We start from the raw sequence: 22,884 nt of genomic DNA on the forward strand, positions 1-22,884 counted from the left end.
ATTGCGAGAGGGGGTCGGGCTCTGCCCGACCCCCTTCGTGCGTTGGCGGGCCAGCACCAGCCGGGGCGGCGGCATGGCCCCTCGGTAGTATGGGCGCCGTGGAGGTCTCCCGGTGAGCGTGCTCACCGTCATCGTGCTGGTCCTCGCCGTCGTCGTGGCGGTGCTCTTGGTGCTTGGCCTCTGGCAGGTGAGCATGCTGCGTCGCCAGATGGAGGCGTTTGCGAGCGAGTGGCGCGAGGAGATGGTCCGCATGGTGCGCACCTCGACCCAACTCATCGAGGAGGCCTCGGCCGCTCAGCGGCGGGCGCGCGATCTCGTCGAGGAGGCCGAGGCCGATGTCGACGGGCTCGACTGGGCGCTGCGTGCGGTCGTCGAGCCTGCGCGGAGCGTTCGGCGCCTGGGTCTTGGGGTTCGGCGCGCTCGCGCCGTCTTTCGGGAGCGTCGTGGTGGTGAGGTGCGCCGCGCATGAGGCGGGTGGTGTGGCTCGGTATCGGGGCGACCCTCGGGGCCATCGGGGCCCGCCGGTTGGGGCGTCTTGGCGCCTCATCGGTGGATGCGCGGGTGCGGCGTGAGACGCGCCGACTGCGCCGGGATCTCGCGGCCGCCATCGAGGCGGGTCGCCACGAGGTGCGCGTCGCCACGGCGAACGAGCGGAGCCGGCGCCGCGGCTCGAGGAGGAGCGGGTAGTGGATTCGAATGACCTGAGACGTGCGTTTCGGGAGTACTTCGTCGAGCGAGGACACGTTCCCGTTCCCTCGGCGTCGCTCGTGCCGCACGATCCGACGCTGCTCTTCACGGTCGCGGGCATGGTGCCGTTCAAGCCCTACTTCTTGGGCGAGGAGGTCCCGCCGTATCGTCGGGCGACCAGCATCCAAAAGTGCATGCGCGCCGGTGGCAAGCACAACGATCTCGATCAGGTGGGGACCACGGCCCGACACCTCACCTTCTTCGAGATGCTGGGCAACTTCTCCTTCGGCGACTACTTCAAGGAGGGTGCGATTCCCTACGCGTGGGGTCTCGTCACCGAGGTGCTCGGACTCGATCCAGACCGGCTCTGGATCACGGTGCACACGAGCGACGACGAGGCGGAGCGCATCTGGATCGAGGCCTGTGGGGTCCGCCCGGAGCGCATCCAACGACTCGACGAGGACAACTGGTGGCAGATGGGGGAGACAGGGCCGTGCGGTCCGTGCTCTGAGATCTACTACGACAAGGGCGAGTCCTACGGCGCGGGCGGTGGGCCGGCGGTCGGGTCCGACGAGCGCTTCCTCGAGATCTGGAACCTCGTGTTCATGCAGTACGACCGCCACCCGGACGGTTCGTTGACGCCGCTGCCGGCACCCTGCATCGACACCGGTGCCGGGCTCGAGCGGATCGTGCCGGTGCTCCAGGGGCACGACTCGGTCTTCGAGACCGATCTCATGTGGCCGCTCATGGAGGAGGCACAGTCGCTGACGGGCCGACGCTACGGCGGTCGCTTCGGTGCGGACGCCGGTGGCGACGTCGGGCTGCGGATCATGGCCGATCACGCTCGGGCGACGACGTTCTTGCTCGCTGACGGGGTCGTGCCGACGAACGAGGGGCGTGGGTACGTGCTGCGTCGTATCATCCGGCGTCTCGTGGCGCGCGCGCAGCTGTTGGGCGCGAAGGGTCCGGTCGTCGAGCCGATGGTGCGCATGACCGCCGCCGTGATGGGCGAGGCCTACCCCGAGGTGGCGCGCGAGCTCGAGACGATCGTGCAGCACGCAGCGCGCGAGGAGGAGCGGTTCGCGGCGACGCTGGCGCTGGGGCGCCCGCTGCTCGACGCGGCCCTCGAGGGCGGCTCGGTTCCCGGCGCGCTCGCGTTCAAGCTCCACGACACCTACGGTTTGCCGATCGAGCTCACGATGGAGCTGGCGGCCGAGCGGGGGGTGAGCGTCGATCGTGCCGGTTTCGAGGAGGCCATGGCCGCACAGCGCGAGCGGGCCCGCCAGGCCGGGCTCGGTACCGAGGCCGTGGAGCACCCGGTGAGCGCCGAGGTGCTGCGCGAGCACGGCCGGAGCGAGTTCACGGGCTACGAGGCCACCGAGGACGAGGGGCGCCTGCTCGCACTCGCCTCCGAAGGCGACGTGCTCGTCGCCGTCCTCGATCGAACGCCCTTCTATCCCGAAGGTGGTGGCCAGCTCGGTGATACCGGCACGATCGAGGGGGATGGCTTTCGCCTCACCATCATCGACACCGACCAGCCCGTCGCGGGGGTGATCCGCCACCACGTCGGAGCGGTCGAGGGCGAGCCGGTGATCGGGGCGTTGGTGCGGGCCGTCGTCGACGCGGAGCGGCGCGAGGGTCTTCGGGTCCACCACACGGCGACGCACCTGCTGCACTGGGCGCTTCGCGAGGTGCTCGGTCCGCACGTCAAGCAACAAGGCTCCCTGGTCGCACCGGATCACCTGCGCTTCGACTTCACGCACTGGGGACCGCTCACGCCCGACGAGATCGAGGAGATCGAGCGGCGGGTCGCGGCCGAGATCATCCGCGACTCGGTCGTCACGGTGGAGCTCATGGATCGCGACGAGGCGATCCGTCGCGGTGCGGTCGCCTTCTTCGGCGATCGCTACGGCGACGTCGTTCGCGTGGTGCACGCCGGTGAGTCGTCGGTGGAGCTGTGCGGTGGGACGCACCTCGACCGACTCGGCCGCATCGGCCACCTGCGCATCACGTCCGAGAGCTCGATCGGCGCCAACACGCGCCGGGTCGAAGCCGTCGTGCAGCTCGCCGCCCTCGAGGTGGCACACCGCGATCGGCGACTCCTCGACGAGCTCGAGCGGATCGTCCCGGGCGGACGCGATGGGATCGGCGAGCGCGTCGATCGCATCGTCGAGCGTGCCAAGCGCGCCGAATCCGAGCTCGCGCGTGAGCGCACGCGCACCTTGGCTGAGCGCGCCCGCGCGCTCGCCGAGACCCGGGGGGCCGACGGACTCGTGGTGGCGCGCGTGGACGGTCTTGACCAGCGGGGGGTTCGGGAGCTCGCGATGCTGGTTCGTGACCACGAGGGCGTGCTGGGCGTCGTGATCGGGGGCGTCGCCAACGGCGTGGTCGCACTCGCCGCCGCGGTGCGCGAGGGCGCTCCCTGGCGTGCCGACGAGCTGCTGCGCCCCGTCGCGCAGGCGGTCGGTGGGGGCGTCGGTCGAGCCGAGGTGGTGGCGGTCTCCGGTGGGCGCCGTGCCGAAGCCCTTGACGCGGCGCTCGAGGCGGTGCGGACGGCTTCGTGAGCGAGGGGTTCGGCGGCCGCGCTCTCGGCGTGGACCTTGGGACGAAGCGCATCGGCGTTGCGGTTGCAGAGGGCTCGCTCGCGCTGCCGCTCGAGGTCATCGACGCGCGGGGGCCGTGGCGTGCGAGGCTCGCCGAGCTGGTCGCGTCGGTCGGTGCGAGCGTCGTGGTCGTCGGTCTTCCGATCGGCCTCGATGGATCGGAGGGTCGGGCGGCCGCCCGGGTGCGCCAGTGGTCGGAAGGCCTCGCGGAGCACCTCGAGGTTCCGGTCGTGTTCGTCGACGAGCGCTTGTCGTCGCAGGCCGCCGAGCGTCGTCTCGGGGCCGCCGGTGTCGACGCCAGGTCGCGGCGCGGTGCGGTGGACGCCTTTGCCGCGACCGAGATCCTCGAGCGGTGGCTGGTGACGCAGCGGTGAGAGGGTGGCCGAAGCGGCTCGTCGCTCTCGCGCTCGTGGTGGTGCTCGCGCTCGGGGCGATCGGGGTCGCGTATCTCGCCGAGGCGGCGCCGAGCTCGTCGGGTCACGAGGTTGCGGTACTCATCGAGCCCGGGACGTCGCTCGAGGGGGTGTCTTCCCTCCTCGCGCGCGAGGGCGTCGTGCGCAACGGCACGTTGTTCGACCTCTACCTGCGCCTTCGCGGATCGCCGACGGTGGATGCGGGGGTGTACTTCTTGCGCACCGGGGAGGGCTACGCCGGCGCACTGTCGGCCCTGACGGCGGGGCCAGCAACGGTACGGCTCGTGGTGGTGCCGGGGATGACGATCGCTCAGATCGCAGCCAGGCTCGCCGCACTGCCGGAGGCCGGTCACAACGGGGGTGCGTTCGTCGCGGCAGCGTCTGCCGTGCACAGCTACCACAATCCCTTCCTGCGCGGCGCGAGGTCGCTCGAGGGCTTCCTCTACCCCGACACCTACTTCGTCGATCCGGCCCAGACGCCGCACGAGCTGATCCAGGAGATGGTGGATCGCTTCACCCAGGAGGCCCTCGGCGTGGGTCTCGAGCCGGGGGGGACCTACCACGGTCTGAGCGCCTACCAAGTGGTCATCGCGGCGTCCATCGTGACCAAGGAGGCCACGGCCGCGTCCGATGCCCCCAAGGTGGCCCGCGTGATCCTCAATCGACTGGCCGCGGACATGCCGCTCGACATGGACTCGACCGTGCGCTTTGCGACCGGCAACGAGAACGCGCCGCTGACGGCGGCCGAACTCGCCTCGCCCTCGCCGTGGAACACCTACACCCATCGAGGGTTGCCGCCGACCCCGATCGGTCAGCCGTCCGTGGCCGCCATCGACGCGGTGCTCCATCCCGCCACCGGACCGTGGCTGTACTTCGTCGCGCTCCGCGGGCATCGGACCGAGTCGTTCTTCACGACCTATGCCGCGCAGCAAGCGGCGATCGCGCGCTACGGAGAGGCCGGGTGAGGCGCGCGGATCCCGAACTCCTCGGGGTGATCGGCCATCCGATCGCCCACAGCCTCTCACCAGCGATCCACGCCGCAGCGGCCCGCGCCGAGGGTCGTCGCTTCGCCTACCACGCCTTCGACGTCGAGCCCGCTGCGCTCGCGGCAGCGATCGGGGGGCTTGTCGTGCTGGGAGCGCGCGGGGTCAACGTCACGGTGCCGCACAAGGTTGCCGCTGCTGCGCTCGTGGATCGACTCGAGCCGGAGGCTCGGGCGACGCGGTCGGTGAACACGATCACGATCGAGGACGACGGCACGCTCACCGGTGCGACGAGCGACGTCGAGGGCGTCCTCACGTCCGTGCGCGACGATCTCGGTCTCGAGGTCGGCGGGTTGCGCGTCGTGGTCGTCGGGGCAGGAGGTGCGGCGCGCGCGACGGTCTATGCGCTCCTCCAGGCGGGTGCGGCCTCGGTCGGCATCCTCGCGCGCGATGTGGCGCGCGCGGCCGAGCTCGCTCGGAGCCTTGGCGGTTCCGTCGTCACCGCCCATGACGACGGGGCGGCGGCAGATCTCGTGGTCCAGGCCACCAGCGTGGGCATGGCGGGCGGCCCCGATCCCGCGGGATCTGCGGTGCCGGACTGGCTCCTCGATCGTGCCGGCGCGGTGCTGGATCTCGTCTATCGCCCGAGCGTGACGCCGCTTCTCGAGGCCGCACGCCGGCGCGGACTTCCGGCGGCCAACGGGTTGACGATGCTCGCGGCGCAGGCGCGTGGGTCCTATCGGCGTTGGTTCGGCGACGCACCGAGCCTGTCGGTCTTCGTCGGCGCGGCCCGCGAGGCCGCCGCCGAGGGCTGAGGCGATCGGCGCGAGCCGCGAACGGGCTCGCCGAGGCTGCCCGGGCACGACCGGTTCTGGCCGTGCGCGCCTCGCGTGATGTCACAGTCGCCCCAGCTGCGCGGAGCGCCTCGACTGCCCTGTCAGCGGGTCAGCGTCGCCGAGCCCTGCGGTGCTCAGTCGTTCGTCGATGCGTCCTGGTTGGCGTCGTCCGAGACGAGTGCCTTGGCCTCGTCGAGGGTGGTGTCGGGTGCGGGGACGACGACCTCGGCCGTCACGGCGGGATCGTCGGTCGGCGTGCCGTTCGTCCGGACGAGCTCGATGACCTGTGCGAGCAGTCGCGTGAACCCGTCGGCGTCGTCGTGATCGAGGGCCTGGTCGAGCGCGTCGTCGAGTCCGTCGAGCGCCGGTCGGAGCGAGGCAGGCACGAGGTAGACGTGGTCCGACAAGATGCGCACCGCCACCGTGGCGGCCGACGTCCCGGGCGCCGGGGGTGTCGCGGGCGCCGGAGGTGTCGTGGCCTGTGCCGGCTCGCTGGCCGCGATCGCCGCGGGCGCTGGCGGTGCTCCGATGGCGTTCGTCTGGTCCGCAGGGGCGGCAAGCTCCGCCTTGATCTGGGCGAGCTGCAGATCGACGTCGTTGCCCTGGTTGCCGGCCGCGAGGGCTGCCTCGATGTCGTCCCCACCACCGCCGAGCGCTGGTGAGTCGAGGACCCCGGAGTCCGCCAGTTCGCCGACGGCGGCGGAGCGCGCTTGCATCTCGGAGATCTTGTCCTTCGCGCGATCCATCATCATGGTCACGTCGGTCATCTGATCCGACAGGCCGGTGAGGCCCTCGAGCGCAGCGGTGGACGCCTTGGCGGCGGTGTACTGCGCCTTCATGGTGTCGCGTTGGGCGCGAAACGCCTCGATCTTGGCGTTGAGTTGCCGTCCGGTCTCCTCGAGCGCGGCCTCCTGCTTGGCCAGCTGCTCGATCTGGGGCGTGAGCTGGTCGATCTGGGGCTTGATGGTGCTCGCGCGCTCGAGGGCGAGCCTTGCCACCTGCTCCTGGCCCTGCTGCACGGCCTGGCGCGCCTGTCCTTGCAGCTTGTCGTACTGGGCCTGGAGCTGGGCGCGCTGAGCCTCGAGTCGCTTCTGGGACGTGAGGACGTCGGCGATCGACTTACGAACCTGCTGGAGGTTCTCGAGCATCTTCTGGTAGGACAGGTCGAGCGCCTGGGTTGGGTCCTCGACCTTGTTGAGCAGTGCGTTCGACTTCTGCTGGAACACCTGGCTCACACGCTTGAGCAGGCCCATTGGCATCTCCTTCGATGAGACCCACCCGCGCGCCACGGTTCGAGGCGCGCTAGGCTCCACAGAGCATGGTAGCAGCAGCGACGCAGCGTTCGTGGGCCGTGCGCTTAGCGTTCTCGGTGCCTGCTTGCGTTGCAACGCCCAAGGCCTGAGGAGGTGCTCTCCATGGCGACATCGCTCGCCCCCAGATCCCGCGGGACGACGTGGGCGCGCCTTCGCAGCTACGACGCGCTCCTGTGGTTGCTCGCCGCGGCCGTGGGCGTCTTCGGTGTCGTGATGGTGTACTCGGCGACCCGGAACCAACTGGAACTTGCTGGCCTCTCGCCGCACTACTACCTCGATCGTCAGGCGATCTTCTGGGTGCTCGGGCTGATCGTGATGAGCGTCGTCGCCGCGCTCGATCTCGAGTGGCTCGGTCGTCTCGGCTACTGGATCTACGGTGCGGTGCTGCTCGGCCTCGTGGCCGTGTTGTCGCCGGTCGGGTCGTCGGCGCTCGGGTCCCAGCGGTGGTTCCAGCTCGGCCCGATCCAGGTGCAGCCGTCGGAGTTCGCACCCATCGGCGTGATGTTCGGTATCGCGGCCTATCTCTCGGGACGCGATGGACCGCGGACGTGGCGCGAGGTGGCCGTGGTCCTCGCGCTCGGGGGTGTGCCGGCACTGCTCGTGGTGAAGCAGCCGGACCTCGGCACCGGCATCGTGGTCGGTATCGTCACCATGGTGCTCCTCGTCATGGGTGGCGCCACCGGTCGTCAGCTCCTCGTGATCCTGGTTGCCGGGGTGCTCGGGATCATCGCCGTCGTGCACCTCGGTCTGCTGAAGCACTACCAGCTCGAGCGGCTCCTCTCGTTCGTGAACCCGCAGTCGGCGACCCAGACCTACGGCTACAACCTGGTCCAGTCGAAGATCGCCATCGGTTCGGGGCACATCTTCGGCACCGGCCTCTTCAAGGGGAGCCAAACGAACCTCGCCTACGTTCCCGAGCAGCAGACCGACTTCATCTTCACGGCGGTGGGCGAACAGCTCGGCTTCATCGGTGCCGGTTCGCTCGTGCTGGTGTACGGCATCATGCTGGCCAGGTCGTATCGGGTGCTGCGTTCGGCGGCGGATCGAGTCTCCATGCTGCTCGTCGCCGGCGCGATCGCGTGGATCGGATTCTCGGTGTTCCAGAACATCGGCATGACGATCGGCATCATGCCCATCACCGGGATCCCGTTGCCGTTCGTCTCCTACGGCGGCTCGGCGATGCTCGGCTTCTCCTCGGCGGTGGGCATCGTGCTCTCTGCCGGGTCGAGGCGACTGCGACGTGCCAGCTGAGGAGCCGCCGCAGACCGAAGGCGCGCCCCTCGTCGTCTGCGACGTTGCGAGGGTGCACGTCGCCCTCCCGGAGCCGTTCGCGCGGATCGAGCTCGTGTCCCGTCAGGCCGAGCACCCGGGTCGGTTGTCGTTGCCGGTGAGCGTCGAGCAAGGTCGTGCCGTCGCGCTCGCCCTTGCGCGCCGACGCGCACCGCGGCCGTTCACCCACGAACTCGCCTCCGAGATCGCCCACGCCGTCGGGGCCAGCGTGTTGCGCGCGACGCTCCACGGCTCCCCAGAGGGGGGCGAGTCCACCTTCGCAGCGACGCTCGAGCTCATGGGGGCCGATGGTTGTCGGCACCCGATCGACGCGCGACCGTCGGACGCCATCGTTTTGTGTCTGCTCGAGGCCGTCCCAGCCCCCATCCTCGTCGAGGCACCGCTCCTGGCCGGCCCACCCACCGACGGCTGACGTCGACGGTTAGGACGCCGGCCAGTCGAGCCCGAGATCCAGGCTCGGTGCCGAGTGCGTGATCCACCCGACAGCGAGGTAGTCCACACCGGTGAGGGCGACCTCGCGGAGCCGGCCCGGACGCAGGCCGCCGGAGGACTCGAGCTTGGCCCGCCCTCCGTTCAGACGAACGGCGTCGCGCGTGGCCTCCAGGGTGAAGTTGTCCAGGAGCACCATCGGCACGTCGAGCGCGAGTGCCTCCTCGAGGCCGTCGAGGTCGTCCACCTCTACCTCGATGGGAAGGTCGCCGAAGCGCTGACGTGCGGCGGCGACGAGGTGCTCGAGGGGTGCCTGGGCGAGGTGGTTGTCCTTGAGCAAGATGGCGTCGTCGAGACTGAACCGGTGGTTCTCGCCACCCCCCGCACGGACGGCGGCCTTCTCGAGCCCACGCATGCCGGGGAGGGTCTTTCTGGTGTCGCGGAGCCGGCAGCGGGTGTCGGCGATCTCGGCGACGGCCCGGGCGGTCGTCGTGGCGACCCCGGAGAGATGGGTGAGCAGGTTGAGCATGGTGCGCTCGGCTGCGAGCAGGACACGGTTCGATCCGGCGAGCTCGGCGATGAGCTGCCCGGGCTCGAGCGCGTCGGCGTCGTGTGCGGACCACTCGATGGTGGGCGCGGCCGCACCGAGGCGCGCGGCGGTGGCTCGGAGCACCACCTCGGCGGTGTTGGACCCGGCGAGGACGCCCTCGTCGCGGGCCCGGAGCTCGAGTCGGACGGTCCGTTCGGGCACCAAGGAGCCGGTGATGTCGCCACGCTCGCCGAGGTCCTCGTCGAGGGCGAGCGCGACGAGGCGTTCCAGGCTGGAGGCGCGGAGCGCCGTCATGGGCGCAGCTCCCGGGTGACGCGGTGGTCGGCGTCGACCGCGAGCTGGTAGTGGGGATCCTCGTCGATCGCGTCGCGACGGGCATGCGCGCCCACGCTGCCGCGACGGGCCGCCGCCCCAGCCAGCATCGCACCGACGAGCCACGTCGCCCCAGCCTCGCTGGGATCGCCGCTCGACTCGCCAGTGAGGCCGGCGGTCTTGATCGTCCGGTACGCCGCGGCGAGCGTGTCCCCGTCGCGCAGCGGACCGAGGGCGAGGGCGGCAAGGGCGCGCAGACGCGCGAGTGGGAGTGCGGGACGGCGCACGGGGCGTGGTAGAGCCGTCGGCAGGGGTGTCGGGCGCGGCAGGTCGCCCTCCGTGATGGCTTCGCCGACACGCCGTCCCATGACGACGGCCTCGAGGAGCGAGTTCGAGGCGAGCCGGTTGGCGCCGTGGAGTCCCGTGACGGCGCACTCGCCGACGGCGAAGAGGCCCGGGAGGCTGGTCGCGCCCAGCTCATCGGTCGCGATGCCGCCCATGGTGTAGTGCGCCGCGGGACGCACCGGGACGAGCTCGCGGAGCGGGTCGAGGCCGAGCGTGCGAGCCGCGGCGACGAAGCTCGGGAAGCGATCGACGAGCGATGGCCCGATGGGCCGCGCGTCGAGGAAGGCCGGGGTGGCGTGCACGCTGAGGTGCAAGGCGAGCTGGTCGCGGGTGGTGAGTTCGCGCGCCGGGAGGTCGTCGACGAGGGACGTACCGTCGGCATCGACGAGGAGGGCGCCGGCCCCACGGAGGGCTTCGGTGGCGAGCGCGAAGGGCGCACGTGGGCCCCCGATGGCGGTCGGGTGGAACTGCACGAACTCGAGGTCGACCACCCTGGCACCCGCCCAGGCGGCCGCGGCGATGCCCGTGCCGAGATTGGTCGGGGGGCAGGTGAAGGCGTCGAAGAGCGCGCCGGCCCCTCCGGTCGCGAGCACGACGCGACGAGCGGCGATGGCGTCGAGGCGTCCGTCGGCGGTGCGGACCCAGGCGCCGACGACGCGGCCATCGAGCGTGATGAGCTCGACGAGCGTGCCGTCGAGGCGCGTGATGGAGCCGAGCCGAGGGCGGAGCGCCGCCATGACGGCCGCACCGGTGGCGTCGCCGGCCGCGTGGCGGATCCGTGCGCGCCGGTGACCGGCTTCAAGGCCATAGTCGGGTGCGAAGGCCACGCCCTGGTCGCCAAGCCAGCGAATCGCGCTCGGTCCGTCGGCGAGGATGCTCTTCGCGGCGCGCTCGTCGACCAGGTGGGCGCCGGCGTCGATGGTGTCGGCGAGATGGTCGCCGATGTCGGGGCCGTCGACGGGGGCTGCGATGCCGCCCTTCGCCCAGTCGCTTGAGGTCGCTGCGCCTCGAGGTGCGACGATGGCGACGCGGAGCGTGGGCGCCACGCTGAGGGCCACCGAGGCTGCAGCGAGGCCGTCGCCTATGATCACGACGTCGAAGCTGCTCACCATGGTCGCACCGTGGGATCGAGCATCGCGAGTACGGGTCGGCGTGCGGCCTCGGCGACGGCCGGATCGAGTGTGACCTCGCCCTCGTTGCGCTCGAGGGCGCCGAGGAGCAGCTCTGGCGTCACCCGCTGCATGTAGGGGCACGTGGCGTCGGCGCGCAGCGGTTCGAAGCTGATCGAGTTCTCGCGCCGGAGCTGGTGGAGCACGCCCGTCTCGGTGGCGACGATGACGCGGCGGTGCTGCTCGGCGCGGGCCGCCTCGATCATCTGCGTGGTCGACAGGAGGCGCACCCGTTGGCGCCACGGGTCGTCGACGAGCAGGGCGCTGGTGGTGCAGCCGCACTCGGGGTGGACGTAGACGACCGCCTCGGGGTCGTCGGCGAGCGCGGTCTCGAGGGCGCCGGGCTCGAGCGCGGCGTGTACGTGACACTCGCCGTGCCAGACGTGCATGCGTTCTCGGCCGAGCGTACGCTTGACCCACGAGCCGAGGAAGACGTCAGGGAGGAAGAGGACCTCGCGGAGGGTGGGGATGGAGGCGACCACCTCGAGCGCGTTCGCGCTCGTGACGCAGACGTCGGCGAGCGCCTTCACCTCGGCCGAGGTGTTGACGTAGGCGACGACGATGGCGTCGGGATGGGCGCTGCGCCACTGCCGCAGGTCGTCGGCGGTGATGGCCTCGGCGAGGGAGCAGCCCGCATCGTGTGCCGGCAGGAGCACGGTCTTCGTCGGCGACAGGAGCTTGGCGGTCTCGGCCATGAAGCGCACGCCCGCGAAGACGATCCGCCGTGCCGGATGCTCGGCCGCGATGCGGGAGAGCTGGAGTGAGTCCCCGGTGACGTCCGCGAGGTCCTGGACCCACGGTGGCTGGTAGTTGTGTGCGATCAGGAGTGCGTCGGTGGCGAGGGCCTTCGCGGCACGGAGGCGCTCGAGGACCTCGGCCGAGGGAGTGGGCCCGCCGACACCGAGGGTTGGCTTCGTCGCGGTCGATGCGGAACTACTTAGTCTCATCAAGAGACAAAGTTAGTGGGTGACGCCATCGCCACAGCTCGGCTGGTCGGCCGGTACCGGTACGGATCCGAAGTCCGACGGGCTCGATCAGCGTGGACTCGACGAGGCGCCTGCGCGCGTTGGGCGCGTGGACCTGTTCCCCGGTGAGGGCCTCGATGCGCCCGATGAGCGCGGGGAGAGTGAAGGTGGCGGCGAGGAGCGGGGCGAGGACGCTCGTTCGATCGAGGAGGTCGCGGAGGAGGAGCAGGCCACGGCCGACGAGGGCGAGTTCGTCGGCGGTGAGCGTGCTGGGCCGCGGGCTGCGGGCGCTGCGATGGTCGAGGGCCGGCATGAGGTCATAGACCCGGAGGCGGTCGACGCCCGAGGCGTTCGAGGCGAGCGAGGCGAGGAGGCCGACCTCGGCGTAGCGGATGGTGCTGGGATCGGCGGCTGAAGCCGTGAGGGCATGCGTCGGCCCGGGATCGAGACCGACACGAGCGTGGAACCAGTCGTGCAGCGCATCCGTGAGATCGGCGCACGGAGGTGCGAGGGTCGTCGTGGGGAGGTGGCCGTCGAGGGTCAGGACCACGGGATCCTCGCCCTCGACGGTGAGCGCGATCAGGGTGGCTTCGAGGCGCCAGCAGGGCGTCTCGTTCATGGTTGTGGCAATTCCTGCAATTTGCTTGACAATAGCGCCGGGCTGTGGCATGCTCCATATGCGCAGGTGCGCATATGGCAATGCTCCGAGCGTCCGGTGGAGGAACCGGGGCGAGGAGCGGAGCCGGCGGGGACGGTCGACATCGGGGCTGGGAACCTCCCGATGAGGTGCCGTCGTCGGTGTCGTACCTCGCGCAGGCACCGGGGGGTGCATGGATCGCAAGATCCGAGGTGCGTGTTGTGACAAGGGGGGACTCGTGGACGAACCAGCAGTGGTCTTGGACTGCACCGGCCTGCAGTGTCCGATGCCGGTGATCAAGACGTCGAAGGCGATCAAGGACGTCGAGGTAGGGGCGGTGCTCGAGCTGCTCGCGACCGATCCTGGCGTCGAGCCGGACATGCAGGCCTGGACGACCCGTACGGGCAACGAGCTGCTCAAGGTCGACCGTCAAGGTGACGTGTTCCACGTCTTGATTCGTCGCGCCAAGTAGCGCTGCGCGGTCGGTCGCGGTCCGAGCGACCACGTGGCGGGCACGAGCCGTGTGGCGCGAAAGGCTGCGTACGGTCTCGCTCCGCGCGTGATCGGTGCTCACGCGACGGCGAGCTGCGATGGTGGCGTCTCTTGCTGGGCGTGCGCGACCACCATGACGGGTTCGCGTCCATGGAGGTGGCTGGCCCTCACAATTTCCGTCAGTTCCGTCAGTCGAGTCGCTGCCCGCGAGGCGGGCCAGGTGGTGAGGAGGCAGGCATGTGGACCAACGAGGGTGAAGGAAAGATCGTCTACGTCCAGACGCACGGGATCAACGATCCAGGGCGCTCGGCGACGCCGTTCTTCCTCGCTGCCTCGGCCGCGGCGATGGAGGTGGAGGTCGGCATCTACTTCACGATGTACGGTCCGCAGCTGCTGCGCAGGGACATCGTGGACAAGATCGGACCGAAGGGCGATCGCGGGCAGCCGCTCTCGTACTTCATTCGGCAGGCGACCGATCTCGGCGTGCGTCTGTGGGTCTGTCAGCCTTCGCTGGACCTGAACGACCTCACCCTCGAGGAGCTCATCGACGGTGTCGAGATGATCGGCGGGGCGGCCTTCAACAACCTGGCCATGACCGCTGACGCGGTGGTGTCGTTCTGATGCCCACGTTGAGTGCCGACCCCTACCTGAAGCGTTCCGACGCCACCGGCTATGGCGAGGTCGATCGTGCGACCAAGGAACGCCTCATCGGCGAGGTGTTCGAGGATCCGCGGTTTCCGCACTACCTCTACGGGTGCTACGAGTGCGGGATCTGCGTGGCGGCGTGTCCGTCGGCCAGGTTCTACGACTTCTCGCCACGGCGCATCGCGCAAGCTGCGGCCAGGCGTGACGTGGAGCTGCTCTATCAGCAGCTCGAGGAGGACGTCTGGGAGTGCTCGCAGTGTTTCTCCTGCCTGCGCTGCCCGCGAGGCAACAACCCTGGAGGCATCGTGACGATCATGCGCGAGGTGGCGGTCCGTGAGGGCCTGGCGTCGGCCAAGGAGGCGCTCGCGGGCTACTCCCGGATCATCTACAAGATCATGTCGACGGGCACGCAGGTCTCGCCCGACATGCTCCAGCCCGACGCCTTCCCCGACTGGGGACCGGAGGTCAAGGACGTCTCGGTCAACCTCGACCTGTGGCGTCGGATGCTGCCGCCCGAGACGATGCACACCACCACCACTGGGTGGCAGGTCGCCGATCGGACGCTCGTCGAGCTGTACGTCATCTGGTTGGAAACGGGGGCGCTCGACATGATCGCCCAGGTCGACAAGGGGATCCACATGATCCTCGCCGAACTCATGGAGGAGCGACTCGAAGAGGAGGGCATCGAGCTATGACCACGAGCGCTGTCAACGTCATCCTGTCGCGCAAGGAGCGGTTCGAGCGAGAGCCCGATCGCCGCTCCGAGGACTTCCACCATCACCTGTTCGAGCTCGAAGCCGAGGGCGAACTGGTCGTCCAGCGCGTCGCCGGGGAGGTCGTCGAGGTCCCGACCAAGTACGGGATCGCCAAGCGGATCCCGAAGGCTCACCTCTGGCATCACAAGTCGTGCGGCCAGTGCGGGCACATCCCGGGCTACTCGACGTCGATCTTTTGGATCATGCGCAAGCTGGGCTACGACTACCTCGATCCCGAGGATCAGACGAGCTGCACGGCCTGGAACTACTACGCCTCGGCGACCTCGAACCAGGCCGCCCAGGCCGCCGTCGCCGTGCGCAACTTCGCTGCGGCGTACGAGACCGGGTTCTTCCCACTGATCCACTGCGGCACCAGCTACGGCCACTACAAGGAGGTTCGCTCCGAGCTCCTGCACGACGCGGCGCTGCGTGCCCAGGTGCGCAAGGTCATGGAGCGACTCGGCAAGCAGCTCGTGCTGCCCGAGGAGATCGTGCACTACTCGGAGTGGCTGTACGCGGTGCGAGACGAGATCGCCCAGCGGGCGGTTCGGGACGTGTGCAACGTCGCCGTTACGGTGCATCCGGCGTGCCACTACTACAAGCTGGTCGAGGGCGACGCCATCTACGACCCGGATGTCTACCACGGTCAGCGCACGGCGGCGGTGTCAGGCCTCGTGCAAGCCCTGGGGGCCGACCTTCGGAGCTACTCGACGTTCTTCGACTGCTGTGGGTTCGGCTTTCGCCACATCCTGGTGCAGCGCGACTTCACGCGGTCGTTCTCGACGCTGCGCAAGATCGAGGTGATGCGAGCGGAGGCCGACCCCGACGTCGTGCTCACCCACGACACCGGCTGCGTCACGGCCCTCGACAAGAGTCAGTTCGCAGCCCAGGCGCACGAGCGCAACGTGGGCGTGCCGGTGATGAGCGAGGCGCAGTTCGCCGCGCTCGCCATGGGCGCCCATCCGTTCAAGGTGTGCCAGCTGCACTGGCACTCGACCAACTATCGACCACTGCTGGAGAAGATGGGGATCGACTGGCGGGCCGCGTGGGCCGAGTTCGAGGAGGACGCCAAGCGCCTCTCGGACGGTCGTCAGCAGTTCCTGACCTGGGCCGACGTGGATGCGTGAGGGGGGTACATGGATCGAATTGTCGTGATCGGTGGTGGCCCGGCGGGCCTGTCGGCGGGGATCGCCGCGGCGGAGCTGGGTGCACCCGTGACGCTGGTCGAGCGCAACGCCTTCCTCGGTGGACGGCCGGTCGAGGAGAACTACGCCTCTATCACGCCCTATCTCGAGGACGCGGCGATGGTGATGGGGCGGATGGAGGAGCGGCTCCGGGCCGCCGGTGACGTCGAGGTGCTCTTGTCGTCCGAGGTGGTGCACGCGGCCGGTGACGGACCCTACGGGCTCACCATCCGTACACCCGATGGCGAACGAGTCCAAGAGGCCTCGGCCGTCGTGGTGGCGACGGGCTTCACCCACTTCGATCCGGGCCGCGAGACGCAGCTCTATGGCTACTACGAGTTCCCAGACGTGATCGCGCTCCAGGACCTCGAGGCCATGCTGAAGGAGCACCACGTCGTGCGCCCCTCGAACGGGGAGGCCCCGCGGCGCGTGTGCTTCATCCAGTGCGTCGGCAGCCGCGATCGCCAGATCGGCAACGAGTACTGCTCGAAGGTGTGCTGCGGTGTGGCCTCGAAGGAGGCGATCGAGGTTCGCCAGCTCCTGCCGGATTCGGAAGTGTTCATCTTCTACATCGACATGCGCATGTACGGCTACTGGGAGCGCCAGCTCTACTGGCCGGCCCAGGAAGAGCACCACGTCCAGTACGTCAAGGGCATCGTGACCGAGGTCCTGCCGAAGGACGGGCGCCTGCTCGTGCGGGGCGAGGACACCACCATGGGTCGGCCGATGGAGACGCTCATGGATCTCGTGGTCCTGTCGGTGGGCATGGAGCCCTCCCCGGGAACCCGCAAGATCGCCGGGATCTTGGGGCTCGCACAGAACAAGTTCGGCTTCATCGAGGCCCAGCAGCCCCCGCTCGACACGGTCGGGACGTCGCGTCCCGGTGTGTTCGCTGCCGGTGCGGCTCTCGGACCGAGCGATCTCGAGGACTGTGCCTCCTCGGGTGGCCTCGCTGCGGCACGCGCCGTCGCGCTGTGGCGTCAGCACCAGACCGTCGGCGCGCGATGAGTGTCGTGAGCTCGCAGCTGTGCGACCTCGAGAGCGTGCGTGCGTTCTTGGAGGCTTTCGACGAGCAAGCCGGGAGCGCGACCCGCGCTCGGCTCCTCGAGCGGGCGCACGAGCGTCGAGCACGGGTACGTCGAGCGCTCGAGCTCGGTGACGCCGATCTCGTGCTCGAGACCCAAGTGGCGAGTCGGCGGCGACGGCGGACGCTCGCTGGGCTGCTTGCACGAGACGAGCTCGAAGCGCTCTGTCGCGATGTCGCAGCCGGTATGGGCGAGGCACGCGCGCTCGAGGACGATCCTCGGCGCGAGGTTGTCGAGTTCGTTCGCGAGCTCGTGCACCTGTGGGACCCTGCGAAGGTCGCGCTCTGGACGTCGTGGGTCTGGGCCCCCGACGACGAGACCGGCGCGCTCGCGCTCATGGTGGAGGACCCAGCGGCGCTCCTCGGTGCCGACGATGCCGAGGTGGCCGCGCGGGTGGGCGAGGCGAGTCGCTACCTCGCCGCCGTGCTCGAGGCGGCGGGGCTCGGTGTCGACGCTGCCGATCCGTTGAGCTTCGACGTGGCGGCCGCTGCCGTCTGGGCCACCTACGCGGTGACGGTGGTGCGCCTGCGCATGACCAAGGAGTTCACACAGCTCCTTCCGCCGGCCGCTGGCTTTGCGGAACGAGCACTGGGACTAGCGAGGGAGGGCTGATGCCGGTCGGAGGGCGCAAGGTGGCGCCTCAGGTGGTCGAACTCGAGGAGGCCAGGGTCACCTCGACCATCTCAGGCAGGGAGTGGGACGTCTCGGGCGGCCCGAGTCGCATGCTGATGCCGCGGGTGCTCACCGACTACACCCAGCGCGGCTTCGAGGCGATCCGTGCGCTCGCCGGTGGCGAGAGCCTCGAGTGGTGCTACGGCTGTGGCAAGTGCGTACCGGTGTGCCCGGTCGATCTCGTGGGCGAGTACGGGCCGCGCAAGCTCCACCGCATGGTCCAGACCGGGACGAACCTCTTCGAGGCCGATCAGCTCTGGATGTGCACGACGTGCGGCAACTGCCTGCGCGTGTGCCCGAAGCAGGTCAACATGATCCAGATCATGCCGGCGGTACGCGAAGTGGCGGTCGCCGACGGGACCATCCCGACCGAGCTCCAAGGGGTCATGGAGAAGACCTTCCGCTACGGGAACGCCTTGGGCGAGAATCCCCGGCGGCGCCATGCCTGGACGAAGGGCGCGGGCGTCCCGGTGCGGGTGCTCTCGCAGGATCCGAGCCCGGTGGACGTGTTGTTCTACGTCGAGGACTACTGGAGCTACCACCCGCGCGGACAGCAGGCGGCACAGGCGTTCGCGCGTGTGCTGAACGCGGCTGGGGTCGACTTTGCGATCCTCGGCGCCGAGGAGAAGACCATCGGCGACTCGCAGCGGCTCGCCGGCGAGAAGGGGCTGTTCGAGGCCCTGATGGAGGACGTCGTGGCGACGCTCGAGCGCTACGAGTTCCGACGCATCGTCACGCCGGACCCGCACGGCTTCAACGCGCTCGTGAAGGTGTACCCCTCGTATGGGCATCACTACGAGGTGCTCCACTACACGCAGCTCCTCGCGCCGCTCATGTCGTCACTCGAGCTGACGAACCCGATCGACGCGAAGGTGACGTTCCACGATCCGTGCTACCTCGGGCGTCACAACGGCGTCTACGACGCCCCTCGCGAGGTGCTGCGAGCGATCCCGGGGCTCGAGCTGATCGAGATGGGTCGGTGCCGTGAGAACTCGTACTGCTGCGGTGGCGGTGGCGGCGGCATGTGGCTCGACGGCTTCAACGGCAACCACCTCTCGGAGCGCCTGTCGGAGCGACGGGTGCGCGAAGCCGCGGCGACCGGTGCGGACATCTTGGCTGTGTGCTGCCCGTACGAGGTGTCGCGCTTCGAGGACGCCGCCAAGTCGACCGGGAACGAACATCTCCGCGTGCTCGACATCGCCGAACTCGTGGACATGGCAATGGCGCCGGCGCTCGCTGGCCAGGTTGGGTGAAGGAGGGGGGATGGACATCGTCGTCGTGGTCCGTCAGCTGGCGGACCTCGTGGAGGAACTCGAGGTCAACGACGAGGGCACGGATATCGACCGTGACTTCGTGAAGTTCGTCGCGAACGAGTGGGACGAGGCCGCGCTCGAGGAGGCGCTGTGTCTCAAGGAAGCGGTCGGGGGGACCGTCACCGTGGTGGCCCTCGACGAGCCGGACGTCGACCAGACGCTCTATGCCGCCGCGGCCAAGGGGGCCGACCGGGTCGTCAAGCTGACCGGGCACGATCCCGACGGCTGGGTGCGCACGCGCGAGCGAGCCGCTCGGGTCGCTACCTGGCTCCGTGATCAGCATCCGGACGTGGTCCTGACGGGCGTCCAGGCGGCCGACGACCTCGACGGGCAGATGGCGGGCGTGGTGGCTGCGTATCTCGGATGGCCGCACGCCGCCGTCGTGGTGGTGGTCGAACCCGCCGGCAACGAGCTCACCGTGACCCAGGAGCTCGGCGGTGGCACGGTGGCGACCTCGACGCTCGCCATGCCGGCGGTGCTCGGGATCCAGGCGGCGCGCCAGGCACCGCGCTACGCGCCCATCTCGAGGATCCGCCAGGCGCAGCAGTCGACGACCATCGAGGAGGTCGAGATCGACGAGCCGGCGATCGGCGCCGTCGCATCCGTGCGTCGTCTGTTCCCGCCACCGTCGCGCGGTGGCGCTGAGATGCTGGAGGGGTCGGCGGCCGAGGTCGCCGACAAGATCGTGGAGATCTTGCGGGCCCGCGGGCTCGTGCGCGCGTAAGGGGGGTTCAGATGTCGGTGGCAGTGTTGGTGGTGAGCGAGCGGGTCGTCGGCGAGGTTCCCGACGTCACGTTCGAGCTGCTCGGCAAGGGCCGTGAGATCGCCTCGGCACTCGGTGGCGAGCTCGCCATCGCGGTGCTCGGGCACCAGGTCGGCGAGCTCCCGTTCGGGGCAGCCGACGTCGCCTACGTGGTCGACGATCCTGCGCTTGCGAACTACGCGGCGAGCGCGGTCGAGGCAGCGCTCGCTGCCGTCGTCGAGGCCGCGTCGCCAAAGGTCGTGCTGATGAGTACGGGCACGGTCGGGCTCGATCTCGCCGCGTCGCTGGCGGCTCGGCTCGGCGCGCCGATGGCGTCCTATGCGGTCGACGTCGCGACGGAAGGCGACACGGTGGTCGCGACGAGTCAGCTCTACGGCGGCAAGCTTCTCGCAGAGGTCGCCCTCGAGGGCTCGCCGGCCGTCGTGAGCGTGATCCCCGGCAGCTTCGCGGCCGATGCGGGTCGCGTCGGGGGTGCGCCGCGCATCGAGACCATCGCCGTGTCCCTCGATGGTGCTGGTGCACGAGGCGAGGGTGTGCGCGAGCCCGAGGCGAGTGGCGTCGACATCACCGCAGCGGATCTGTTGGTGTCCGTCGGTCGGGGCATCGGCTCCAAGGAGAACCTCGAGCTGGTCCAAGAGCTCGCCGATGCACTCAAGGTGCCGCTCGCGGCCTCCCGGCCCATCATCGACCAGGGCTGGCTCCCCAAGCCGCATCAGGTCGGCAAGTCGGGCAAGAAGGTCAAGCCGCAGGTCTACCTCGCGCTCGGCATCTCAGGGGCGCCCGAACACCTCGAAGGTATGCGCTCTGCCGGGACCATCATCGCGTGCAACACCGATCCGAAGGCGCCTATCTTCGAGGTCGCACACTACGGCACGACGGTGGATCTGTTCGATCTCGTGCCGGAGCTGACCGAGCGGCTCTAAGGGTGAGCATGGTCGCGCTGGTTGAGACGAGGCCGATCTTCGGCGGAGAGACGGAGACGGCCAAGCTCGTGTTCTACGCGCTGGCGCTCATCGTCATCGTGGTCTTCTTCTGGGGGCTCGCTCGGCGAGTGCGGGCATGGTCGCGGGGTCGCCGGCCCGCCGGTTGGCACTGGCTCCGTCGGCGAGACCCTGCCGACATCGCCGACGTCACCGAGCGTCCGAAGGTCGCGTCGTCGGTCGCGGTGATCGCAGCCAACAAGACGGTCACGAAGACGAAGCACTCGGTGGGGATGGCGCACCTGTTGGTGTTCTGGGGCTTCATCGGCCTCTTCGTCGCCACGTCGATCCTGTCGGTCGACTACGACATCCTCGGCAACCTGTCGCGGCTGATCGTCGGCCACACCGTGAGCTTCTTCCAAGGTCCGTTCTACCTGGGCTACAACGCGGTCTTCGATCTTGCGGGCCTCGCGGCGATCGTCGGGACGCTCCTGCTCGCGCTGCGACGCTGGTTCAGCCCGGAGATCCAACTCGACCTGCACCGCGCCGAGCAGCCCGAGGGAGGCTACTCGCGCGCGAAGATCGCCCTCGGCGACCAGGTGTTCATCGTCGGGCTCTTGCTGATCCTCCTCACCGGTGTGGCCATCCAGGCGCTCCGCATCGATGGCGAGGGCTTTCCGAGTTTCGAGCGCTGGACCTGGCTCGGGTGGCTGGTGGCGAAGCTCTTCGTGAGCCTGGGTGTCGGTCGGGTTGCGGCTCGTCACATCCACGCCTGGCTCTGGTGGGTGCACGTCGGGATGGCACTGGCGTTCATCGCCTACATCCCGTTCTCGAAGGCCCTGCACATGCTGTCGGCCCCTGCCAATCTCATCGTGCGCGATCCCAAGCAGGTTCGCCAGCTGCCGCCACCGCCCGAGGGCAAGGTGGGCTACAGCGAGCTCGGCGACTTCACGCCCGCCGAATTGCTCTCGCTGGACGCGTGCACCAAATGCGGCCGCTGCCATGGCGTGTGCCCGGCGCGGACCGCCGGCGCGCCCCTCTCACCCCGTGACCTGGTGCTGGATCTGCGTTCCTGGCTCGATCGGGCCCAAGGCATCGAGCTCCTGCTCGACTCGGAGGATCGGCCCACCCCGACCGGCCCACGGGCCCCATCGGGGCCGCTCGCAGGCAACGTCGTGGCCGAGCGCGTGCTCTGGTCGTGCACGACGTGCATGGCGTGCGTCGAGGTGTGTCCGGTGGGCATCGAGCACGTTCCGCTCATCGTCCAACTGCGCCGCCCCCTCGTCGACGCTGGCCAGATGGACCCGACGCTTCAGAGCGCGCTCCAGAACATCGCCCAGCAAGGCAACTCCTTCGGCAAGTCCTCGCGTATGCGGGCGCGCTGGACCAAGGGGCTCGAGACGCCGATCCCCGATGCGCGCAAGGAGCCGGTGGAGTACCTGTGGTTCGTGGGTGACTACGCCTCCTTCGACGAGCGAGTCGCGGAGCTCTCACGGACCTTCGCTCGGATCTTGCAGGGAGCGGGCGTCTCCTTCGGCATCCTCTACGAGGGTGAGCGCAACGCCGGCAACGACGTGCGGCGCGTGGGTGAAGAGGGCCTGTTCGAGATGCTCGTCGAATCGAACTTGCAGGCGCTCTCGCAGGCGACGTTCGAGACGATCGTCACGACGGACCCGCACAGCTTGAACACCTTGCGCAATGAGTACCCCGCCTTCGGTCTCGACAAGCCGGTGCTGCACTACTCGGAGCTGCTCGCGAAGCTGATCTATCAGGGAACGGTGGAGCCGAGGCAGCTGGGGTTGCGGGTGACCTACCACGACCCGTGCTATCTCGGTCGTTACAACCGTGTCTTCGATGCGCCGCGTGCCGTCATCGGCGGTCTCGGCTGCGACCTCGTCGAGATGCCGCGCAACCGACAGGGATCGTTCTGCTGCGGAGCGGGCGGCGGGCGTATCTGGATGGACGATTCCTTCTTGGCCGAGCGCCCGAGCGTGAACCGCATCAAGGAGGCCCTTGCGCTCGGCGTCGACGTCTTCGTCGTTGCGTGCCCGAAGGACTACGCGATGTTCTCCGATGCCGTGAAGAGCGTCGGTGCCGAAGGGACGTTGCGCGTCATGGACATCACCGAGCTCTTTGCCGAGGCCGTGCTCGGGGCGCCTGCGCTCGAAGGGGCGAGTGAGTGAGCGATGGCGGCGAGTTCATCCTCACGTGCTTCGTGTGCGGCGAGCAGGGGAGCTACCGGAGCCTGCACGCGCACCTTGTCGACGCACACCCGGAACTCGTCGTCATCGAATCGGGTCCGCGACCGAGCTATGCGCTTCGCTGTCCGGTGTGCGGCGAGGCCTACCGTCAGGCGATCAAGCGCGGGCGGGCCGATCGCGACTTCGTCGCCGCGTTCGAACGCGACGTGCGGGTGGTCGGCATGGACATCATGCTCCAGCACGTCATCGGCGAGCATCCCGATGCAGTCGGCGTCGACCTCGACGCGTTGGCGACGGATGCCGATGAGCCGGAGGAGTGAGG

General features: G+C 69.4%; 24 protein-coding genes. 19 read left to right on the plus strand and 5 right to left on the minus strand.

What is annotated here, in order from left to right:
- Nucleotides 1–112 precede the first annotated feature (112 nt).
- From AFER_RS04885 to aroE, 6 genes are read left to right on the plus strand one after another with little or no spacing between them, the layout of a single operon-like run.
- Entirely contained in the window at nucleotides 113–469 is a 357-nt protein-coding gene (locus AFER_RS04885) for a hypothetical protein (RefSeq protein ID WP_015798377.1), read from the plus strand.
- Nucleotides 466–687, plus strand: coding sequence for a hypothetical protein (locus AFER_RS04890; protein WP_015798378.1), 222 nt, complete (start codon nucleotides 466–468; stop codon nucleotides 685–687). The genes AFER_RS04885 and AFER_RS04890 overlap by 4 nt, the downstream gene beginning before the upstream one ends.
- The gene (gene alaS / locus AFER_RS04895; protein ID WP_015798379.1) at nucleotides 687–3,251 is read left to right on the plus strand and encodes an alanine--tRNA ligase; all 2,565 of its coding nucleotides are present in this window, start codon (nucleotides 687–689) and stop codon (nucleotides 3,249–3,251) included. The genes AFER_RS04890 and alaS overlap by 1 nt, the downstream gene beginning before the upstream one ends.
- A complete protein-coding gene (gene ruvX, locus AFER_RS04900; protein WP_015798380.1) occupies nucleotides 3,248–3,664 on the plus strand; it encodes a Holliday junction resolvase RuvX in 417 nt (138 codons plus the stop codon). The genes alaS and ruvX overlap by 4 nt, the downstream gene beginning before the upstream one ends.
- The gene (mltG, locus tag AFER_RS10945) at nucleotides 3,643–4,668 is read left to right on the plus strand and encodes an endolytic transglycosylase MltG (RefSeq protein WP_143711946.1); all 1,026 of its coding nucleotides are present in this window, start codon (nucleotides 3,643–3,645) and stop codon (nucleotides 4,666–4,668) included. The genes ruvX and mltG overlap by 22 nt, the downstream gene beginning before the upstream one ends.
- The gene (gene aroE, locus AFER_RS04910) at nucleotides 4,665–5,501 is read left to right on the plus strand and encodes a shikimate dehydrogenase (RefSeq protein WP_015798382.1); all 837 of its coding nucleotides are present in this window, start codon (nucleotides 4,665–4,667) and stop codon (nucleotides 5,499–5,501) included. Before mltG ends, aroE begins: the two co-directional genes overlap by 4 nt.
- A gap of 155 nt (nucleotides 5,502–5,656) precedes the next feature.
- On the opposite strand, the gene AFER_RS10950 is transcribed toward aroE, so the two are convergent.
- A complete protein-coding gene (locus AFER_RS10950) occupies nucleotides 5,657–6,775 on the minus strand; it encodes a PspA/IM30 family protein (RefSeq protein WP_015798383.1) in 1,119 nt (372 codons plus the stop codon).
- Between the two features lie 162 nt (nucleotides 6,776–6,937).
- Between AFER_RS10950 and rodA the strand changes: the two genes are divergently transcribed.
- Both rodA and AFER_RS10955 read left to right on the plus strand, forming a co-directional pair.
- Nucleotides 6,938–8,086 carry a rod shape-determining protein RodA gene (rodA, locus tag AFER_RS04920; RefSeq protein ID WP_015798384.1) on the plus strand — a complete coding sequence of 383 codons (1,149 nt, stop codon included), beginning with the start codon at nucleotides 6,938–6,940 and terminating at the stop codon, nucleotides 8,084–8,086.
- Nucleotides 8,076–8,537, plus strand: a complete 462-nt coding sequence (locus AFER_RS10955) for a bifunctional nuclease family protein (protein WP_015798385.1) — start codon at nucleotides 8,076–8,078, stop codon at nucleotides 8,535–8,537. Before rodA ends, AFER_RS10955 begins: the two co-directional genes overlap by 11 nt.
- Before the next feature lie 9 nt (nucleotides 8,538–8,546).
- On the opposite strand, the gene nadC is transcribed toward AFER_RS10955, so the two are convergent.
- The 4 genes from nadC to AFER_RS04945 are packed head-to-tail and all read right to left on the minus strand — an operon-like array spanning nucleotide 8,547 to nucleotide 12,514.
- Complete coding sequence (gene nadC / locus AFER_RS04930; protein WP_015798386.1) at nucleotides 8,547–9,398, minus strand: carboxylating nicotinate-nucleotide diphosphorylase; 852 nt, start codon at nucleotides 9,396–9,398, stop codon at nucleotides 8,547–8,549.
- Nucleotides 9,395–10,873 (minus strand): FAD-binding protein, encoded by a 1,479-nt coding sequence (locus AFER_RS04935; protein ID WP_049755323.1) that lies wholly within the window; start codon nucleotides 10,871–10,873, stop codon nucleotides 9,395–9,397. Before AFER_RS04935 ends, nadC begins: the two co-directional genes overlap by 4 nt.
- The gene (gene nadA / locus AFER_RS04940) at nucleotides 10,867–11,877 is read right to left on the minus strand and encodes a quinolinate synthase NadA (protein ID WP_015798388.1); all 1,011 of its coding nucleotides are present in this window, start codon (nucleotides 11,875–11,877) and stop codon (nucleotides 10,867–10,869) included. The genes AFER_RS04935 and nadA overlap by 7 nt, the downstream gene beginning before the upstream one ends.
- Nucleotides 11,864–12,514: an NrtR DNA-binding winged helix domain-containing protein gene (locus tag AFER_RS04945; RefSeq protein ID WP_041661702.1), complete on the minus strand. Its 651-nt coding sequence runs from the start codon at nucleotides 12,512–12,514 to the stop codon at nucleotides 11,864–11,866. Before AFER_RS04945 ends, nadA begins: the two co-directional genes overlap by 14 nt.
- Nucleotides 12,515–12,770: 256 nt before the next feature.
- On the opposite strand from AFER_RS04945, the gene AFER_RS04950 reads away from it, so the two are divergent.
- The 11 genes from AFER_RS04950 to AFER_RS05000 all read left to right on the plus strand — a co-directional run bounded on the left by AFER_RS04950 (nucleotide 12,771) and on the right by AFER_RS05000 (nucleotide 22,882).
- Entirely contained in the window at nucleotides 12,771–13,004 is a 234-nt protein-coding gene (locus tag AFER_RS04950) for a sulfurtransferase TusA family protein (RefSeq protein WP_041661703.1), read from the plus strand.
- Between the two features lie 257 nt (nucleotides 13,005–13,261).
- Nucleotides 13,262–13,645, plus strand: coding sequence for a DsrE family protein (locus AFER_RS04955; protein ID WP_015798391.1), 384 nt, complete (start codon nucleotides 13,262–13,264; stop codon nucleotides 13,643–13,645).
- Entirely contained in the window at nucleotides 13,645–14,364 is a 720-nt protein-coding gene (locus AFER_RS04960) for a 4Fe-4S dicluster domain-containing protein (RefSeq protein WP_015798392.1), read from the plus strand. Before AFER_RS04955 ends, AFER_RS04960 begins: the two co-directional genes overlap by 1 nt.
- Entirely contained in the window at nucleotides 14,361–15,551 is a 1,191-nt protein-coding gene (locus tag AFER_RS04965) for a heterodisulfide reductase-related iron-sulfur binding cluster (protein ID WP_015798393.1), read from the plus strand. Before AFER_RS04960 ends, AFER_RS04965 begins: the two co-directional genes overlap by 4 nt.
- Nucleotides 15,552–15,560: 9 nt before the next feature.
- Entirely contained in the window at nucleotides 15,561–16,616 is a 1,056-nt protein-coding gene (locus AFER_RS04970; RefSeq protein WP_015798394.1) for an FAD-dependent oxidoreductase, read from the plus strand.
- Nucleotides 16,613–17,305, plus strand: coding sequence for a hypothetical protein (locus AFER_RS10960; RefSeq protein ID WP_015798395.1), 693 nt, complete (start codon nucleotides 16,613–16,615; stop codon nucleotides 17,303–17,305). The genes AFER_RS04970 and AFER_RS10960 overlap by 4 nt, the downstream gene beginning before the upstream one ends.
- Nucleotides 17,305–18,618, plus strand: coding sequence for a (Fe-S)-binding protein (locus AFER_RS04980; RefSeq protein ID WP_015798396.1), 1,314 nt, complete (start codon nucleotides 17,305–17,307; stop codon nucleotides 18,616–18,618). The genes AFER_RS10960 and AFER_RS04980 overlap by 1 nt, the downstream gene beginning before the upstream one ends.
- A gap of 10 nt (nucleotides 18,619–18,628) precedes the next feature.
- Nucleotides 18,629–19,402: an electron transfer flavoprotein subunit beta/FixA family protein gene (locus AFER_RS04985; protein ID WP_015798397.1), complete on the plus strand. Its 774-nt coding sequence runs from the start codon at nucleotides 18,629–18,631 to the stop codon at nucleotides 19,400–19,402.
- A gap of 11 nt (nucleotides 19,403–19,413) precedes the next feature.
- Complete coding sequence (locus tag AFER_RS04990) at nucleotides 19,414–20,364, plus strand: electron transfer flavoprotein subunit alpha/FixB family protein (RefSeq protein WP_015798398.1); 951 nt, start codon at nucleotides 19,414–19,416, stop codon at nucleotides 20,362–20,364.
- Between the two features lie 8 nt (nucleotides 20,365–20,372).
- A complete protein-coding gene (locus tag AFER_RS04995) occupies nucleotides 20,373–22,544 on the plus strand; it encodes a heterodisulfide reductase-related iron-sulfur binding cluster (RefSeq protein ID WP_015798399.1) in 2,172 nt (723 codons plus the stop codon).
- Nucleotides 22,541–22,882, plus strand: a complete 342-nt coding sequence (locus AFER_RS05000; protein WP_015798400.1) for a hypothetical protein — start codon at nucleotides 22,541–22,543, stop codon at nucleotides 22,880–22,882. Before AFER_RS04995 ends, AFER_RS05000 begins: the two co-directional genes overlap by 4 nt.
- Nucleotides 22,883–22,884: the final 2 nt, after the last annotated feature.

It is taken from the genome of Acidimicrobium ferrooxidans DSM 10331, assembly GCF_000023265.1.
GTDB classification, from domain to species: Bacteria; Actinomycetota; Acidimicrobiia; order Acidimicrobiales; family Acidimicrobiaceae; genus Acidimicrobium; species Acidimicrobium ferrooxidans.